Annotated in this window: 17 protein-coding genes; 10 read left to right on the plus strand and 7 right to left on the minus strand. The window is 54.3% G+C overall.

Annotated features, from left to right (window positions below):
* Positions 1-108: 108 nt before the first annotated feature.
* Positions 109-924 carry an EVE domain-containing protein gene (locus tag ACLBVC_RS17380; RefSeq protein WP_410150666.1) on the plus strand — a complete coding sequence of 272 codons (816 nt, stop codon included), beginning with the start codon at positions 109-111 and terminating at the stop codon, positions 922-924.
* A 54-nt stretch (positions 925-978) separates the two neighbouring features.
* Here ACLBVC_RS17380 and ACLBVC_RS17385 read toward each other — a convergent pair whose 3' ends face one another.
* Both ACLBVC_RS17385 and ACLBVC_RS17390 read right to left on the minus strand, forming a co-directional pair.
* Entirely contained in the window at positions 979-2,397 is a 1,419-nt protein-coding gene (locus ACLBVC_RS17385) for an amidohydrolase family protein (protein WP_410150667.1), read from the minus strand.
* 96 nt (positions 2,398-2,493) lie between these two features.
* Complete coding sequence (locus ACLBVC_RS17390) at positions 2,494-3,348, minus strand: LysR family transcriptional regulator (protein ID WP_410150668.1); 855 nt, start codon at positions 3,346-3,348, stop codon at positions 2,494-2,496.
* A gap of 245 nt (positions 3,349-3,593) precedes the next feature.
* Here ACLBVC_RS17390 and hpxO point away from each other — a divergent pair, with 245 nt between their 5' ends.
* Entirely contained in the window at positions 3,594-4,751 is a 1,158-nt protein-coding gene (gene hpxO, locus ACLBVC_RS17395; protein ID WP_410150669.1) for an FAD-dependent urate hydroxylase HpxO, read from the plus strand.
* A 144-nt stretch (positions 4,752-4,895) separates the two neighbouring features.
* Positions 4,896-6,467, plus strand: coding sequence for a hypothetical protein (locus ACLBVC_RS17400; RefSeq protein WP_410150670.1), 1,572 nt, complete (start codon positions 4,896-4,898; stop codon positions 6,465-6,467).
* Between the two features lie 51 nt (positions 6,468-6,518).
* Here the strand turns inward: ACLBVC_RS17400 and ACLBVC_RS17405 are convergent, their stop codons facing one another.
* Together ACLBVC_RS17405 and ACLBVC_RS17410 are read right to left on the minus strand one after the other, a co-directional pair.
* A complete protein-coding gene (locus ACLBVC_RS17405) occupies positions 6,519-7,004 on the minus strand; it encodes a hypothetical protein (protein ID WP_165061269.1) in 486 nt (161 codons plus the stop codon).
* 53 nt (positions 7,005-7,057) lie between these two features.
* Positions 7,058-7,963, minus strand: coding sequence for a LysR family transcriptional regulator (locus tag ACLBVC_RS17410; RefSeq protein WP_410150671.1), 906 nt, complete (start codon positions 7,961-7,963; stop codon positions 7,058-7,060).
* Between the two features lie 111 nt (positions 7,964-8,074).
* Between ACLBVC_RS17410 and ACLBVC_RS17415 the strand changes: the two genes are divergently transcribed.
* The 3 genes from ACLBVC_RS17415 (at position 8,075) to ACLBVC_RS17425 (ending at position 9,517) form a co-directional block, all read left to right on the plus strand.
* The gene (locus ACLBVC_RS17415) at positions 8,075-8,830 is read left to right on the plus strand and encodes an SDR family oxidoreductase (RefSeq protein WP_410150672.1); all 756 of its coding nucleotides are present in this window, start codon (positions 8,075-8,077) and stop codon (positions 8,828-8,830) included.
* Between the two features lie 121 nt (positions 8,831-8,951).
* Positions 8,952-9,200: an AbrB/MazE/SpoVT family DNA-binding domain-containing protein gene (locus tag ACLBVC_RS17420; protein WP_195825261.1), complete on the plus strand. Its 249-nt coding sequence runs from the start codon at positions 8,952-8,954 to the stop codon at positions 9,198-9,200.
* A complete protein-coding gene (locus tag ACLBVC_RS17425; RefSeq protein WP_410150673.1) occupies positions 9,200-9,517 on the plus strand; it encodes a type II toxin-antitoxin system PemK/MazF family toxin in 318 nt (105 codons plus the stop codon). The genes ACLBVC_RS17420 and ACLBVC_RS17425 overlap by 1 nt, the downstream gene beginning before the upstream one ends.
* A gap of 75 nt (positions 9,518-9,592) precedes the next feature.
* Here the strand turns inward: ACLBVC_RS17425 and ACLBVC_RS17430 are convergent, their stop codons facing one another.
* A complete protein-coding gene (locus ACLBVC_RS17430; RefSeq protein ID WP_410150674.1) occupies positions 9,593-10,519 on the minus strand; it encodes a carbon-nitrogen hydrolase family protein in 927 nt (308 codons plus the stop codon).
* A 74-nt stretch (positions 10,520-10,593) separates the two neighbouring features.
* Here ACLBVC_RS17430 and ACLBVC_RS17435 point away from each other — a divergent pair, with 74 nt between their 5' ends.
* The gene (locus tag ACLBVC_RS17435; protein WP_410150675.1) at positions 10,594-11,523 is read left to right on the plus strand and encodes a LysR substrate-binding domain-containing protein; all 930 of its coding nucleotides are present in this window, start codon (positions 10,594-10,596) and stop codon (positions 11,521-11,523) included.
* On the opposite strand, the gene ACLBVC_RS17440 is transcribed toward ACLBVC_RS17435, so the two are convergent.
* Positions 11,520-12,428 carry a DMT family transporter gene (locus ACLBVC_RS17440; protein WP_410150676.1) on the minus strand — a complete coding sequence of 303 codons (909 nt, stop codon included), beginning with the start codon at positions 12,426-12,428 and terminating at the stop codon, positions 11,520-11,522. The genes ACLBVC_RS17435 and ACLBVC_RS17440 overlap by 4 nt on opposite strands.
* A 188-nt stretch (positions 12,429-12,616) precedes the next feature.
* On the opposite strand from ACLBVC_RS17440, the gene ACLBVC_RS17445 reads away from it, so the two are divergent.
* The 3 genes from ACLBVC_RS17445 to ACLBVC_RS17455 all read left to right on the plus strand — a co-directional run bounded on the left by ACLBVC_RS17445 (position 12,617) and on the right by ACLBVC_RS17455 (position 14,770).
* Entirely contained in the window at positions 12,617-13,495 is an 879-nt protein-coding gene (locus tag ACLBVC_RS17445) for an AraC family transcriptional regulator (RefSeq protein ID WP_410150677.1), read from the plus strand.
* A 96-nt stretch (positions 13,496-13,591) separates the two neighbouring features.
* Positions 13,592-14,122 carry a GNAT family N-acetyltransferase gene (locus tag ACLBVC_RS17450; protein WP_410150678.1) on the plus strand — a complete coding sequence of 177 codons (531 nt, stop codon included), beginning with the start codon at positions 13,592-13,594 and terminating at the stop codon, positions 14,120-14,122.
* A 24-nt stretch (positions 14,123-14,146) separates the two neighbouring features.
* On the plus strand, positions 14,147-14,770 hold the full coding sequence (locus ACLBVC_RS17455) for a glutathione S-transferase family protein (protein ID WP_410150679.1): 624 nt from the start codon (positions 14,147-14,149) through the stop codon (positions 14,768-14,770).
* Between the two features lie 133 nt (positions 14,771-14,903).
* Here ACLBVC_RS17455 and ACLBVC_RS17460 read toward each other — a convergent pair whose 3' ends face one another.
* Positions 14,904-16,019, minus strand: coding sequence for an SDR family oxidoreductase (locus ACLBVC_RS17460; RefSeq protein WP_410150680.1), 1,116 nt, complete (start codon positions 16,017-16,019; stop codon positions 14,904-14,906).
* Positions 16,020-16,049 lie beyond the last annotated feature (30 nt).

A 16,049-nucleotide genomic window follows, 5' to 3' on the forward strand; every position in this document is an offset into this window, starting at 1 on the left:
CCGAAAGGGGCTTTTTTAGATATGTACGCAAACAATAACTATTCTTATTGATATTATTAACTTTGTAATTTTTCATCTCGGTAATACTTAATGATTTAAGGAGGTAATGTGAACGCTTGGATTTTTAGAGGGAATAGAGAGGAATTCGACATTGACAGTTACCTACAGAATTTTGATTACATTTACTGGGCTGTAAAACATAAAAAACATCAGGATGAAATCAACATCGGTGATCCTGTTTTCATCTGGCGTTCTAAAGGAAGCTCGAAAGATCCTTACGGATTAGTTGCCTTTGGACATGTTGTAGAGAGTCCGGTCTCCAAGGAGAAAGTCAAATATCCTAAAAGATTACTTGAGGAGTACTGGAAAAAAGAAGAAGTATCACCAATCAAGGTGGGTATTACTATAGATGAAGCTAGGTTGAACCTTCAGGATGGCATGGTCGAGTCAGCACTTTTACAGCGCGACCCAGAACTTGCTGGGATGCAATTGCTAACCGCACGGCAGGGGACAAATTTTAAAATTAACGAAAGTGAATTGAAAAAAATATATCGACTTTGGGCAGGTGATTTTACTTTTTCAGAAATGGCGAATGATTACGAAGCGGAAGAAGGTAACGTAGTTTTAAGAATTCATAAATTCCGTGAACGAGATAGAACTCTGGTAAAAAAAGCAAAAGAGAATTTTATAAAGAGAAACAAAGAACTTTTTTGCGAGGTATGCGGTTATAATTTTAATGATATTTATGGTTTTAGTTATGCTGAGGTTCATCATAAAACTCCATTATCTGAGCTCAAATCTACCAAAATAACTTCTACATTTGATCTTGCTATTTTATGCGCTAATTGTCACAAAGCTGTGCATAGAATTGATTCACCCGATCCATGGCATGAATTGTTAAAACTGCATAATAAAGATATATAGCAAAAAGCCCCTCGCGGGGCTTTTTGCTTTTCTGCGCCAGACAATCTCTGACCCTTAAACTTTCTCCACCGCGCCAAACACTAGCCTTCCCTGATGGAACGTGGCTTTCACGTCGGACACCCGCGCGACCGCTTCGGCTGAACAACTGGCGTCGACCAGGATCATTTCGGCGTTGTCGTTGAGTGCGGGCCACTGGCGTTTTCCGGCATCATCGAGCGGCAGGACATTGCCGGTGGCGATGGCGAGGGAGCGCGTCAGGCCAAATTCGTCGGAATTGCCGTAGAGCTGGGCGTACAGGCTGGCTTTCTCCAGCATGCTGCCGGTACCGAACGGCGACCAGTGGTCGATCACGCTGTCGGTGCCGGTTATGACGAAGACGCCTTTCTGGCTCAGCTGCGGTAGTGGCATGTTCAGTTTGCCGAGCGGAATGGTGGAAGCCACGGTGAACTGCTGTTCCGACAGCCCGGCGATCACCTCATCCAGCTCCGCACCCTGCATCATCGCCAGCGCAAAGCCGTGGCTGAGCGTCACCTTGCCTTTCAGTTGCGGGTTTTTCTCCACGGTCTGAATCATGTATTTCACTGCGGCGATCCCGGCGGGCGTTGTTTCATGCAGGTGAATATCCACGCCTTTATTCGTGTCGAGCGCAATCTGGAACATCGCGTCCAGCGACTTTTCCATTGCGCCGTCAACGTTGGTCGGATCCAGCCCGCCGACGTACTGCACGCCCATTTGCATCGCTTCGCGCATCAGGCCGTCCACTTTCGAATGCAGCAAACCGTGTTGAGGAAACGCCACAATCTCACAGCTGAAATCCTGCTGATGTTTTTCCAGCGCGATTTTCAGGTGCTCGAGACTTTTCAGACCGCTGACCGGGTCGATATTGCAGTGGCTGCGTGCCACGGTGGTGCCTTTAGAATGCAGCAAGCCGATGATCGCTTCGGCGTGTTCGACCGACGTCGGCAGCAATTTAGGAATTAACACCTGCTCGCGGGCAATCATATCCATGATGGTTTTGCCTTTACGCGGGCGCGGCGCTTCCCATTTGCCGCCGTAAAAGGTTTTGTCGAGGTGGATGTGCATGTCGCGCGTGGCGGGCAGAAGCAGCAGCCCTTTAGCGTCAAAGGCTGGTAACGTGCTGGCAGGGGCGTCTTTTGCAGGCTGAATCGCCACAATTTTGCCGTTATTGATATCGAGATTGTACAGGCCGGTTTGCGTACCAGTCACCATGTCGCCTTCGCGCTCGAAACCTTCTTCCAGCCGGACATTGCGCAGCTGGTAGTGCGTGGCAGAAATCGCTGTCGCCTGACGGGGATCGTCGCATGTTTCAATGTTCTGACCGGCGCGGACGGTAGACCCAGACGCCATGCCGGAGGCCAGCAGGGCACCGGTGGCAGTGACTTTTGCGCTGTTTGAGAGAAAGTTTCTGCGGCTTTGTTGCTGAGGGTTTTGCACGTCGAATTCCTTATTCATGATGCTCAGAGGATGCTGCTTTTCTCTTCACCCTAAAAGATCTCTCCGGTTCCGGCTGCGATATTTCCCACTGCCTGTCAGTGGGAAACGCAATGCTCAGCTGAGCTGGCAAAACTCGCGCAATTTTCCCGCCAGCGCGATTTGCGCCGCCGTGGCGTCCGGGCGGTAAAACAGCGCCAGCTCGACGTTTTCCACGCTGGGTAAGCCGCTTTCTGCGCCGAGAATACGGTGTTCCGGCGTGACACAGCTCGCGGGCAGCAGCGTGATGCCCAGTCCGGCGGCACTTGCGGCGACCAGCGCGGCGAGGCTGGCACTGCTGTAGCTGATCCGCCAGCTGCGCCCGATAGAGTCCAGTGCCTGGCACAATTCTTCGCGATACAAACCGTTGAGCGGGAACAGCACCAGAGGCACCGGGTCGCGCTCAAAAGCCGGAAATCCGGCGCTGTCGAGCCACAGCATCGGCTCGGGGCGCGACGCATTGGCTTTCTCGCCGGTCAGCTGTTTCACCAGAATAATATCCAGCATGTCCTGCTGCCACCCGCGGCGCAGTTCGTGGCTCAGGCCGCTGGTCACATCCAGCCGGATATGCGGATGCTCACGGCAAAACTGCGCCAGCAAAGACGTGGTGGCAGCCGCAAAATCCTCCGGCACGCCGAGACGCACAATGCCGTCCGGCCACTGATCGCTCAGCGCGTCGTGCGCCTCGCCGTTGAGCGCGATAATTCGCCGCGCATAGCCGAGCAGCCGCTCGCCTTCTTCGGTGAGCTGAACCTGATGCGACGTGCGCTCGAGCAACGGTTTACCCAGCGCTTCTTCAAGCCGCCGGACCTGCTGGCTGACCGTTGATTGTGAAAGATAAACGCGGTCGGCAGCGCGGGTAAAACTGCCGGTTTCGCAGACGGCCACAAAACTGAGCAACTGTTGCGGGCTGAACATGGGATAGCGATTCATTTCATCACTACTTCTGGTTGTGGTATTTGAAATCTGAATAGTCAGAAGAGTATCAACCTTCGCGCTCACGCACCAGACTGGCTTGTTGCGCTCCGTTTGCGCTAAAAGAGTGCCTTGTTTTAGCGCATTCCGGCAGGACTTCGGCGGGTATTTTTTGCCTTAAGATTGTATACAAGGGTTATTGCGCAAATCCGCTTTCTGGTACAGAAATTGCTTTTTCCTTGTGAGACTTCAAGGAGAAAAATATGAAAGCGATCGTGATAGGTGGCGGTATTGGCGGGACATGTGCGGCGATTGCGCTGAAGCGTTTTGGCATCGAAACGGCGGTATACGAGGCGGTGAAAGAGATCAAACCGGTGGGCGCGGCGATTTCTATATGGCCAAACGGCGTGAAATGTCTGAATTATCTCGGGATGAAAGAGCCGTTGCGCAAGCTGGGCGGGCAGATGCGTTTTATGGCCTACAAAGATTATCAGCAGGGCCAGACGATGACGCGCTTCTCGATGGATCCGCTGATTCAGAGCGTCGGCGAGCAGCCCTATCCGGTGGCGCGCGCGGAACTGCAGTCGATGCTCCTTGACACCTACGGCCGCGACGAGGTGCAGTTTGGCAAACGCGTTACGCACGTAGAGGAATCCGCAGACAGCGTCACCGCCTGGTTTGACGATGGAACCTCAGCGACCGGCGATGTGCTGATTGCTGCCGATGGCACGCATTCTGTTATCCGTCAGCATGTTCTCGGCTATTCCACCGAGCGCCGTTATGCCGGTTATGTTAACTGGAACGGGCTGGTAGAAATCGATGAAAGCATCGCGCCCGCCGATCAGTGGACGACATTCGTGGGTGAAGGCAAACGCGTTTCGCTGATGCCTGTTAGCGATAACCGTTTCTACTTTTTCTTTGACGTTCCGCTGCCCAAAGGACTGCGGGAAGATCGCGCCACGGTGCGCGACGATTTACAGCGCTATTTTGCCGGCTGGGCAGAACCGGTGCAGAAACTCATCGGCATGATCAATCCTGACACCACCAACCGGATTGAAATACACGACATCGAACCGTTTATGCAGCTGGTCAAAGGGCGGATTGCGCTGCTGGGCGACTCCGGCCACAGCACGACGCCGGATATCGGGCAGGGCGGCTGCGCGGCAATGGAAGACGCCGTGGTGCTGGCCAATGCGTTGCAAACCAATTCGTTAGGCATTGAAGACGCGCTGCTGCGCTATCAGGAAAAACGGGCGTATCGCGTGAAAGATCTGGTGCTGAAAGCGCGCAAACGCTGCGACGTGACGCACGGTAAAGACATGGCGGTCACCGGCCAGTGGTATGAAGATCTAAAAACAGAAACCGGCGAACGTATTCTTTCCGGGATGTGCGAAACCATTCTGGGCGGTCCGCTGGAATGACATAACGCCGGGCGTCGTTGTTCGTTTTTTTTCAGAAACAGACTTTTACATATCCTTAAAGTTTCCTGTGTTTTTGCCGAAAATAGCATCAGAAGGATCAGGGTATCCACTGGCGCTATGGCGCAAAACAAGGGAATTATCAGGATGACAATTATTTCTGCGACAGGCAATCAGTCAGCCACTACGCTGCTGGCCGCCACCAAAACCACGGCAACCGTGACCGCCGTCGCCAGCCAGCAAGCGGCGGCGAGGCAATCGACTTCCGTGACGATCGGGCAGGCGACCAGCAGCACGCCCGTTTACGCCATCACCAAACCGGCGCTGGTGTGGGAAAATGCGTCTGCCGACCTTATCTCGTCGAAGCTGGCGGGAAATTTCAGTTCTGCGGGCAATGCGGCGCGTTTCGCCGGGCTGGGTGCGGCGCTGCTGGAGCGCTTTACCACGGAGGCAGGCAGCTACTCGCAATCAGTCTTAAAGCAGACGGCAGGTACGGCTTCCTCCGTCAGCAGCGCGCAATCGCAACTTCATACCAAAGCGGATAACCAGATCACCCTGAGCGTAAAAACGGCCAGCGGTGCCTTGGTGGATATTACGCTGGGCAGCGATGCCGACGGTCTGGGCGTGCAGGTGAGCGTCACCAAAGGTACGCTCAGCGACGCCGATCGCACGGCGCTGGCCGGTCTGGCTGACGGTTTTCAGAAAGCCATTGACGGGCTGACCGCGCAACCGCCAAAGCTTGATCTGAGCGGATTAACAAAATTCGATACCTCAGTGCTGTCTTCCGTTGATTTGCACGCTACGCTGGGCACCAAAAACAACGTTCAGACACTGGATTTCCACGCCAATGCCAGCACGCGTTCGGTGAAATCTACCGGCGAGCTGGGCACGGTGGATATCAGCGTGGACATGAGTAAACGTGCGCTTCTCGGTACCGACTCACAGCAGAAACAGGCGCTGAATCAGTATCTGAAACAGTTCAGCAGTGCGGGAACGCGGGGCAATGCCGACTCTTCGCTGATGGACATGTTCAAAGATGCATTTACTGCGCTTAACAGCAATTACGGCGCGTCGGCGATTACGTACAAAAGCAGCGGGCCAGAACCGGTTCACTTCTCGCTGACCAAAACCGATAAAAACATGATGTCCGGGCTGGCCGATTTCACGGCGTCAGTCACGCAGACGCCAACGGATAAAACCAACCCGATGCGCCCTGACGAAGTGGATACTTTCTCTTATCAGGTTTCGCAGACCAGCACGATCACCGGCGATAGTACGCAGAACCGAAATATCACGCAAAAGCAGCAGTCGCATCTGGTCGCGAGCTTCCACCAGTCATTAACACCTGGGCTTAAGCTGAATCTGACAAGTGACCGGGATTCGCAGAATTATCTGTACTATCAGATTGATGACAAAGCCGAAAGCACGACGTCTGTGCAGTACCACAAAGGGGCGCTGGTGAGTGCGTCTGTGGATCAGTCGGCCAGCACCTCAACGCATATTCAGAAGTATGTGAAAGGCTGGCTGGAATCAGATACGACGACGCCGGTGGAAACGTCCAAAACCACGGATTTGCTCGGCAAGCTGCAATCCGCGTGGCAAAACGATGCGCCGCGCATGTCATTCCGGGATTATCTGGCGCATCAGTCGCTGCCGGATCTCAGCGGTCTGGTGTTGCTGGAATCGGACCCGGTGCAGCTGAAAAACACGTCGGCCTGAATCTCAGTCACTCAAAATAACAGCCTCGCAGGAGGCTGTTACGCTTTCTGCTTACATCTCAAATTTCGTTCCCTGCACGGTGATCTCTGCAAATTGCAGATGGTGCATGAACTCGCGCAAAATCAGCAACGTGGCCGCGAAATCATTGCCGTCCGGCAGCCCTTCAAAGTGCGCAGGACGCCCGTTTATCACCAGCGCCAGCCGGTCAAATGTCCGTTCGACGGCGTCGAGCGACAGCGTCATCACCTCGTTTTCTGCCACACCGGCAATGCGTGCCAGCGCGCGGATATCGTTGTCCGTGCTGAACAGCGCTGCGCCAGCGGGAATATCGTGCCGGATACGAATAATTTCATCTTCCACCACCATAATGGCGGTTTCCATTTCGTCCGGCGTGGGCGGCGTGTGGCGGAAATAGCCCACAGACGTCAGTTGTGAGCCCAGCGTCAGCGGCAAAATCTTATCTTCAGCCGCCGAATTTCTGACGACAATTTGCGTCTCTTCGTGGCCAATATGCAGTAATACAGCGGGTGTGGTCATCGGTTTCTCCCCATCGATAGATTTCTAACATACTCCGCATTCATCCAAACGGTCTATCCCGTCAGCACACTGCTGTGCCGCGCAAACTCCTTCACCATCCAGTCAATAAACACCCGCACGCGGGGCGAAAGCTGACGGTTACGCGGATAAAGCAGTGCAACCGGCAACGCACCGACCGGGAAATCCGTCAGAATTTGCACCAGCGTGCCCTGCGCCAGATCGTCGGTTAATCCGTAATGCGGTACCTGCATAATGCCCATTCCGCGCCGCGCCGCTTCCTTCATACTTTCCGCGCCGTTGACCGACAAACTGGTCGGCAACATCACTTCCCGCGCTTTCCCGTTTTGATGAAAAATCAGCGGCAACAGGCCGCCGGTCGCGCTTGAACGGTAGCCAATCATCCGGTGATTAACGAGATCGTCTGGCGTTTCCGGTGTACCAAAACGCGCAAGATACGCCGGGCTGGCGCAGGTGATTTCCGACAGCGTTCCCAGCGGACGCGCCACCATATCGCTGTCTTTCAGTTCGCCCGCGCGGATCACGCAGTCGATACCTTCACGAACCAGATCGACGAACCGGTCACCTTCGCTCAGATAAAATTCGATCTCAGGATATTGCGCCAGAAAATCCGGCAGGCCGGGCAAAAGAAAATGCCGCGCCAGTGAACCGTGGACGTCCACCCGCAGCAACCCTTTGGGCTGCGCACCGGCGAAATCCATCTCGGCATCTTCCACGTCGGCCAGAATGCGCAGACAGCGCTGATAATACGCCTCGCCGTCCAGCGTCGGGCTGACATGGCGGGTGGTGCGTTGCAGCAAACGAACCTTCAGCCGCACTTCGAGCTGCTTAATGGCGTCGGTCACCGTCGAACGTTTCAGGTTCAGACCCTGCGCGGCCTGCGTAAAACTGCGCAGCTCCACCACGCGGGTAAACAACCGCATACTGTCGAGTTTATCCATGATTGTTCGCTTTTACCGGATAGTGATAACGAATATCGGGTAATTATCCGGCAGCGTCAATCCACTACTCTTTGTCTGTCGTTACCCTTCAACAGACCTGAGGAAAACATCATGACTTCTCCGACTCAAAATCCGACCCAAAATAAAGTCGCGCTGGTCACCGGCGCATCACGCGGTATCGGCGCGGCCATCGCTGAACGTCTGGCGCTGGACGGTTTCACGGTTATCGTGAACTATTCACGCGGAGAGGCAGAAGCCGACGCGGTGGTGAGTAAAATTGAACAGGCAGGTGGAAAGGCCATCTCCGCGCAGGCCGATGTCAGTGATGGTGCCGCGGTCAGCCGTATGTTTGCCAGCGCACAGCAAGCCTTTGGCGGTGTCGATGTGCTGGTGAATAACGCGGGAATCATGACGCTTTCCGCTATCGCCGACACCGACGATGCGGCGTTCGACCGCCTGATCGATATCAACCTGAAAGGTACGTTTAACACCTTGCGTGAAGCAGCAAAACACCTTAACAACGGCGGGCGCATTATCAATTTCTCCTCCACCGTGGTGGGTTTGTATCAGCCAACCTACGGCGTTTACGCTGCGACCAAAGCCGCCGTCGAAGCGCTGAGCCGCGTACTGACCAAAGAAATGCGTGGCCGCCAGATCACCGTCAACACCGTCGCACCCGGCCCGACGGCGACGGATTTGTTCCTCAACGGTAAATCCGATCAGCTTATTGAAAATATCGCCAAAGCCGCCCCTCTCGAACGCCTCGGCCAGCCGGAAGACATCGCATCCGTCGTGTCCTTCCTCGCCGGCCCCGACGGCGCATGGGTCAACGGCCAGACGCTGAAAGTGAACGGGGGGATTATTTAGAGAGGCGGCTTTAAAGGCATCACTAAAACCGGAAGGCCGCTCGCAAAAGTCTGCATGGGGAATACACCCGCAGACTTTTAGATGTCTACTCTTTGTAGATACATGCAGCGAGGTAAGAAACATGCGAACTCAGGCAACATTACAGAAATGGGGTAACAGCATTGCGTTGCGCCTTTCAGGAAATTTGAAGTCAATTCCACAATTTGAGGAAGGCGATGTCGTTGACATCGAGGTTTCTGAAGAAGGGCTGCAAATTCGAAAAGCCGAGAAGCAAAAGGTCACGGAGGCCAGCTTATTATCAGGTTTGAGCGCGTATACTGCTCACGCGGATGAATTAGCTGAACCCACTGACAAGGAGCTTGATTATTAATGTATTTACCAAAGCGCGGGGATATTTGCTGGCTCGATTTTGAGCCTACCAAGGGAAAGGAGATTGGCAAATATCGCCCGGTACTGATTTTGTCTCATGAGACTTACAAAAAGGTCACCGGGCGGGTGATTTGCATGCCTGTCAGCACCAGTGTCAGAGGTGCGCCGACCGAGGTGCCGGTGAAAAACCTGAACTCGCCGTGCGTGGTGGCGACAACGCTTATCCACACGATGGACTGGCGTCAGCGCCAGGCTAATTCATCGCCGTTGCTGAAGACGGTGTCTTTAACGATGTACTCGCCTGAATTTCCCCTCTGAATGGCGGCGAGAGTTTACTGGCCTGAAGGTTATCTTCCCGGCCAGTCATAAGGGGGGTAACAGTATTCTGAAACCCTATTCCCCCGAAAACGTCACCGTGTCTTTTGCTCTTGTATCGACGTGCAGCGTGAAGACGTCGGGGCGGGCGTAGTGGCCGACGGGATCGAAGTCGTAACGAGCGCCAACCAGATCGTCGGTGTTGATTTCGGCGGTCAGCAATCCGGTTTCACCGGTTAGCGGTCCGGCGAGAATATCGCCGAGCGGGCTGACGATAACGGAGCCGCCGTTAATCAGCGGGCGATCTTCCGGCCAGCTTTCGACTTCAATTCCCAGCGCTTTGGGTGACGGCTGAACCTGACAGGCGCTGACCACAAACATGCGGCCTTCGTGCGCAATATGGCGCATGGAGCATTGCCAGATTTCCCGTTCATCCACCGTCGGCGCACACCAGATTTCCACCCCTTTGCCATACATCGCCATACGCAGCAGCGGCATGTGATTTTCCCAGCAGATGGCGCTGCCGAGGCGGCCTGCGCGGGCGCTGACCACCGGCAACGTTGAGCCATCGCCTTGTCCCCAGATCAGTCTTTCGGTGGCGGTTGGCATCAGTTTTCGGTGTTTCGCGACCAGGCCGCGTTCCGGTTCGATGAACAGCGAGGAACAGCAGAGCGTTGAACCGCTGCGTTCGATTACGCCAATCACAATGCTTGCACCGGTGCGTGTCGCCATTTCAGCCAGCGCATCGGTTTCCGCGCCGGGCACGTCAATCGCGTTGTGAAAATAGCGGGCAAACGCCTCGCGGCCTTCCGGCAGGCGGTATCCCAGGCGTGTGCCGAAAATTTCCCCTTTCGGATAGCCGCCGAGCAGCGCTTCCGGCATCACCACCAGTGAAGCGCCGGAGGCCGTGATTTTTTCTTCCCACGAGAGGATATTTTGCAGGGTGTCGGCTTTACCCGACGGCGACGAACCGATTTGCAGTGCGGCAACAATGGAAGCAGGCATAGATTACTCTCGACTCAGAAAGGAGGAATTTCTATTCTGGGCAAATTCCGACATTAATCCACCGGGCCTGACTGATGAGTGATATTCGCCAGATTCATATCGAAGAGTGGGATCTCAACCTGCTGAAAGTCTTTGAAGCGTTACATGAGGAAGGCAGTGCCAGCCGGGCGGCGGTACGTCTCGGGCTGACACAATCGGCGGCCAGCGCGGCGCTCGGGCGTTTACGGCGTTTGTACGACGATCATCTTTTCGTCCGCACCGGGCGTGGCCTTGCGCCGACGCTGCGAGCCAATGAGCTGAAACCGATTATCAGTGAAGCGCTGGATAAATGTCGCCAGAGTCTGACGCTGGTTTCCGGCGATCGCGCCGGTTTTGCCGGTCGTTCGCTGAGCCTCGGGTTGTCCGACGACTTTGAACTGGCGGTCGGTAAGCAGATTATCGATCTGCTGGGAGAAGAGATGCCCGGCCTGCGGGTGGTGTTCCGCCAGACCCACAGCCGGATTGTCGAAGATATGCTAATGAACCGCGAGATTGATCTGGCGATTGCGTCGGGCGGTTTTACCTCCCCCTCGCTGGGCAGCATGAGCGCCGGCGAAGGGCAGTACGCCAGTCTGATGGACGTTCAGTTCGCGCCGGATTTCCTCACGCTGGAGGGCTTTATTCAGCGCCCGCATTTACTGATTTCCTCCGGTGGATTTATCGGCATGGTAGATGAAGTGCTGATGGCGAAAGGTCTGAAGCGACAGGTGAAAGCGTCCACCACGCATTTCGCCGCGTTGCCGTATTTGCTGCTGGGCAGCGATGCGGTCGCCACGATCCCTCTGCATGCCGCGCGGCGGCTGGCGGCGTTCCATCCTTTACGTTTACTGGAAACACCGCTGGAAATGCCCGCTTATGCGGTGAATCTTGGCTGGCGGCGCGACGGCCTGCGGGACCCGGCTATCGCGCAAATGAAAGAAGTGGTCAGCCGGATCGTCAGGCAGTTTGACTGGCAGGCATCTTAGCCGCTTAACGCCGCTTTCCGGCGAAAAATCTCCAGCCAGGACGGGCGACAGAACATCACCAGATTGCCCATCAGAATCAGCACAAGCCCGATAACGGCGTTGGTATGCCACTGATAACCCTCGTAGAACGTGGAAACCGTCAGTGCAACCAACGGAAATAGCAACGTGCTGTAAGCTGCCTGACTCGCGCCGATGCGTCCGACCAGCGTGAAATACATGCCAAAAGCCAGCACGGAGCCAAACACCGAAAGGTAAACCAGCGAGCCGATATATTGCGGCCTCAGGTCGAGGGCGAAAGACGCGCCCTGAACCAGACTCAGCGCGCCCATTACCGCTGTACCGTAAAACATCGCGCAGGTATTGGTGGAAAGTACGTCCAGGCCGTGGCGCTGATGGCGTGAGCTGATCATGTTGCCGAGCGAGAAGCCGTAAGTGCCCAGCAGGCTGAGGCCGATGCCTTTGAGCAATTCCGGCGCGACATGGGCGGCGCTCAGGTCGTGCCAGAACAGGGTCACAATGCCCGCCAGCCCGAGGAGTGATGCGGGAATGACCGCCGGTGCCAGTTTCTGGCGGAAGAACAGCATCCCGTTGAAGGCGTTAAATAATACCGCCATCGAGAAAATGACCGATTCCAGCCCGCTGGTGATGTACGCGGCGGCGTGATAGAAGCAGTAAAAGTTGAAGCAAAAAACGCAGCACCCCTGCACCATGCAAAACAGATGATCTTTCAGCGCCAGCCGGCGTAAACGGCGGGCGGCCAGCAGCGCCACCAGCATAATCACGGCGGAAAGCAGAAATCGGTAAAAAATCGAAACCGTCACCGGCACAGCGCCCTGTTGCAGATAAATGGCAAACCAGGTGGTGCCCCAGATAATAATCACCGAGATATACAAAAACACATTCATGGACTTCTCTCACGCAAAGTATTGATTGAACGAGATTCTGCCAGAATGCGGCGCGGTGGGATTTCAGCGGCTTGCGGTGAGTTGCATATTCTTGCGCATTTTTTGCGGTTCAGTGGCAGCAAAATCTGGCTCAACCTGTGCCTGAAAACGTAAACTGAATCTCCTCTTTCCTCCACACGGTTCACATCATGGCGAAGGTTTATCAGGCTTTCGAAACGCTGCGTAAGCACAAAGCGGTTCTGCACGACAGTGTGGCGCTGGGCGGCGGCATTCAGCTTGCGGCCTGGTCGAACAAAAACGACATCGTGACGCAGGAAAGCCCGGACCATCACACGCTGAGTCTTTACGTCGCCGACGGTTATGAGTGTTATCACAAAACCCGCGGCGGCTGGCGTAACGGCGGAGGGCCGGATCGCTTTTGTCTGATGCCAAAACACAGCATGTCGAGCTGGGATGTCCGCGACGATTTGTCGTTTGTGCATCTGTATTGTTCTGAAGATCATCTGCGGCATCTGGTTGAACAAACGTGGGATCGCAGCCCGGCGTCAATTCAGGTGGAAGAACGCACGTTTGAGGAAGATCAGCAGATTACATGGCTGTATCGCCAATTTTTGCTCAGCAGCCAGTGGCAGGAAAACAGCAATCAGCTGATGCTGAGCAGCGCGGCAAATCTGCTGATGTCGCATCTGGTCAAAAATTATACCCATCTGCAATGGGCGCTGCCGGTAGTGCGCGGCGGGCTCGCGCCATACATTCTCAACCGTGTAAAAGACTATATCCACGCGCACCTGGCGGAGCCGTTATTACTGCCGGAACTGGCGCTGCTGGCGGAACTGAGCGAGTTTCATTTTGCCCGTATGTTTAAACTCAGTATGGGCATGGCGCCGCATCAGTATGTGATGAATGCGCGGCTGATTCAGGCGGAAAATCTGTTAAAGAACAGTTCGCTGGATATCACTTCCATTGCGCTGGAATGCGGATTCAGCTCCGCCAGCCATTTCAGTAACCGCTTTAAATCGGTGCGCGGTTTGACGCCTTCGGCGCTGCGCAGCGGCATTATTGTCTGATTTCCTTTTCCGGCTCAAACCCCTCTTTCCGACTGAACAATTCCAATGCTAAGTTAATGGTCATCGGAACAGATCAGAAAAACTCAAAGGAAAATTATGCTGACTCAGGCGCCCGTTCTTGAAACCGAACGTTTGATTTTGCGCGGCCATCGCGTGGAAGATTTCGATGATATCGCCGCGCAGTGGGCTGATCCGGCTGTCGTGAAATATATTGGCGGCACGCCGTCCACCCGCGAGGCCAGCTGGAGCCGTTTGCTGCGTTATCCCGGCCACTGGCAGATGCTCGGTTTTGGCTACTGGATTGTGTTTGAAAAGCACAACGGTGCGGAAGGGGCGTTTGTCGGGGAAATTGGTCTGGCAGATTATCAGCGCGATATCACGCCTTCGTTGAACGGCATGGCAGAAATGGGCTGGGTGGTTTCGCCAAAATTTCATGGCAAAGGCTATGCTTCTGAGGCCGCGCAGGCGGTGCTGAACTGGGCCGGAGCCAGCCTTGATCGCCAGCTGTGCTGCATTATCGAGCCGGAACATCAGGCGTCAATCCGACTGGCGGAGAAGTGCGGTTTTGTCGCGCAAACAGACGCGACGTATCACGGTGCAAAAACGCGAATTTTTATCCGCCATTAATCGTTTCCACATTGGGGTGAAGTCATGCTGAAGATTCTGGGTAAATCGCCGTCAATCAACGTGCGTAAAGTCTTGTGGACCTGCTTTGAGCTGGGGCTGGATTTTGAGCAGGAGCAGTTTGGTTCGGGGTTCCAGTCCACGCAGACACCGGAATTTAAGGTGCTGAACCCGAATGCGATGGTGCCAGTGGTGCTCGACGGTGAGTTTGTTTTGTGGGAATCCAACGTGATTTGCCGCTATCTGGCCGCGCGGGAAGGGCGTGAGGATTTGCTGTCTTCTGACCCGAAACGCCGTGCGCTGACGGAACAGTGGATGGACTGGCAGGCGGGCGAGCTGAATAATTCGTGGCGTTATGCGTTTCCGGCGCTGGCGCGTAACAGCCCGCAGCATCAGGATACGGCGCTGATTGACGCCGGTGTTAGCGAGTGGAACCGCCACATGCAGATGCTGGAAGAGCAATTGCAGCGCAGCGGTGATTACGTGCTGGGTGATAATTTCACACTGGCAGATATTCCGCTCGGGCTGGCGGTAAACCGCTGGTCGATGACGCCAATTTCGCGCCCGGCTTTGCCTGCGGTGGCCGCCTATTATGACCGGTTAAACCAGCGTGAAGGTTTCCGGCTTTATGGCAGAAACGGCCTTGTCTGAACCGCTCACGCCATGAAAAATACGCCGCCGCAATGTCCTTCGCGGCGTCGTTGTATTCTAAACCGTCCCCTTTATCTTTCGGGCAGAGATAAAAGATAAAGGGCCGTTTGATGATTCAAACAGACGCATCGGTTTATTTAAAGTCCACTCTCATCAGTTCAGTGATTGTCTGACCGCGGGTGGAAGAAACACATTTATCAATATAGCTTTTGAATGCAGCCGGTTTAGGAATGCCCATATTCATCAGTCGCGTGTTATCAAATTTCACATTTAATTGTGCAAATCCGCCATAAAGTTTTATTGCACGCAAAATAATTTTGTCATTACACGGGCCGAGCACCTCTTTAAACTGTTTGCGGATGCCGGTAAATTCCTGATAACTGATCTGCTGATATTCACTGATAATGCGTGACGTATTATTGGCTTTTGCCATGGACGTATCTATTTCATGGAATGGTGTACACATTTCTTCACCGGAAGAAATATGATAGAAACTGTGGCTCAGTTCCGCCGCAAGGCACAATTTCACCAGCACCATGGCGCAATAATCCACCGGGATAACATCTACCTGATCGTCGAGCGTACAGGTAAATTTCTTCAGTTTAATCGCCATCATGAAGACCCAGAAAATGCTGCTCGACGGCTGACAGCCATACTGCGTGTGACCCACAATGATTGACGGACGGGCGACCACAAACGGCAGGTTCGGGCATTCGGTGCGAACCAGGTTTTCGATGGCGCGCTTGGAGGCCGTGTACTGCACCAGATCTTCGTTGTGTTCGTTGTCCGGCATGCCTTCATAGAAGACGCTGTCTTTGTCCGGCATGGACGCCATCGCGGTGCCGACGTGGACAAAGCGCTGCAGGCTTTTGACCTGCGCCATACGTTTGGCGAAAATCAGTGAACCTTCAACGTTGACTCGCCACATCGCCGGATTATTACCAAATGACGCAATCGCGGCGCAGTTAATAACATGCGTGACATGATCTAAGCGCGGATCCTGAATAAAGTTCTCAGGTTCAGAAAGGTCGCCGGTTAATATTGATTGCTCGTTAATCGAAGAAAGCTGTTCATCCGATAATTCAAACTTTCTTAGATTATCGATAATTCTGGCGAGTCCCGTCGCATTATCGTCAGCCCTGACTAAAAGTAATAATTGGTTTTTAGAACTTAGTTGTTGACGAAGAATATATTCAACAACCGCTCCGCCTACGAAACCTGTAGCGCCGGTAATTAAAATGGTGTTCATAACGATGACCTGCAACGGGAAATTAACGGC

Source organism: Rahnella selenatireducens (assembly GCF_046449555.1).
Lineage (GTDB): Bacteria > Pseudomonadota > Gammaproteobacteria > Enterobacterales > Enterobacteriaceae > Rahnella > Rahnella selenatireducens.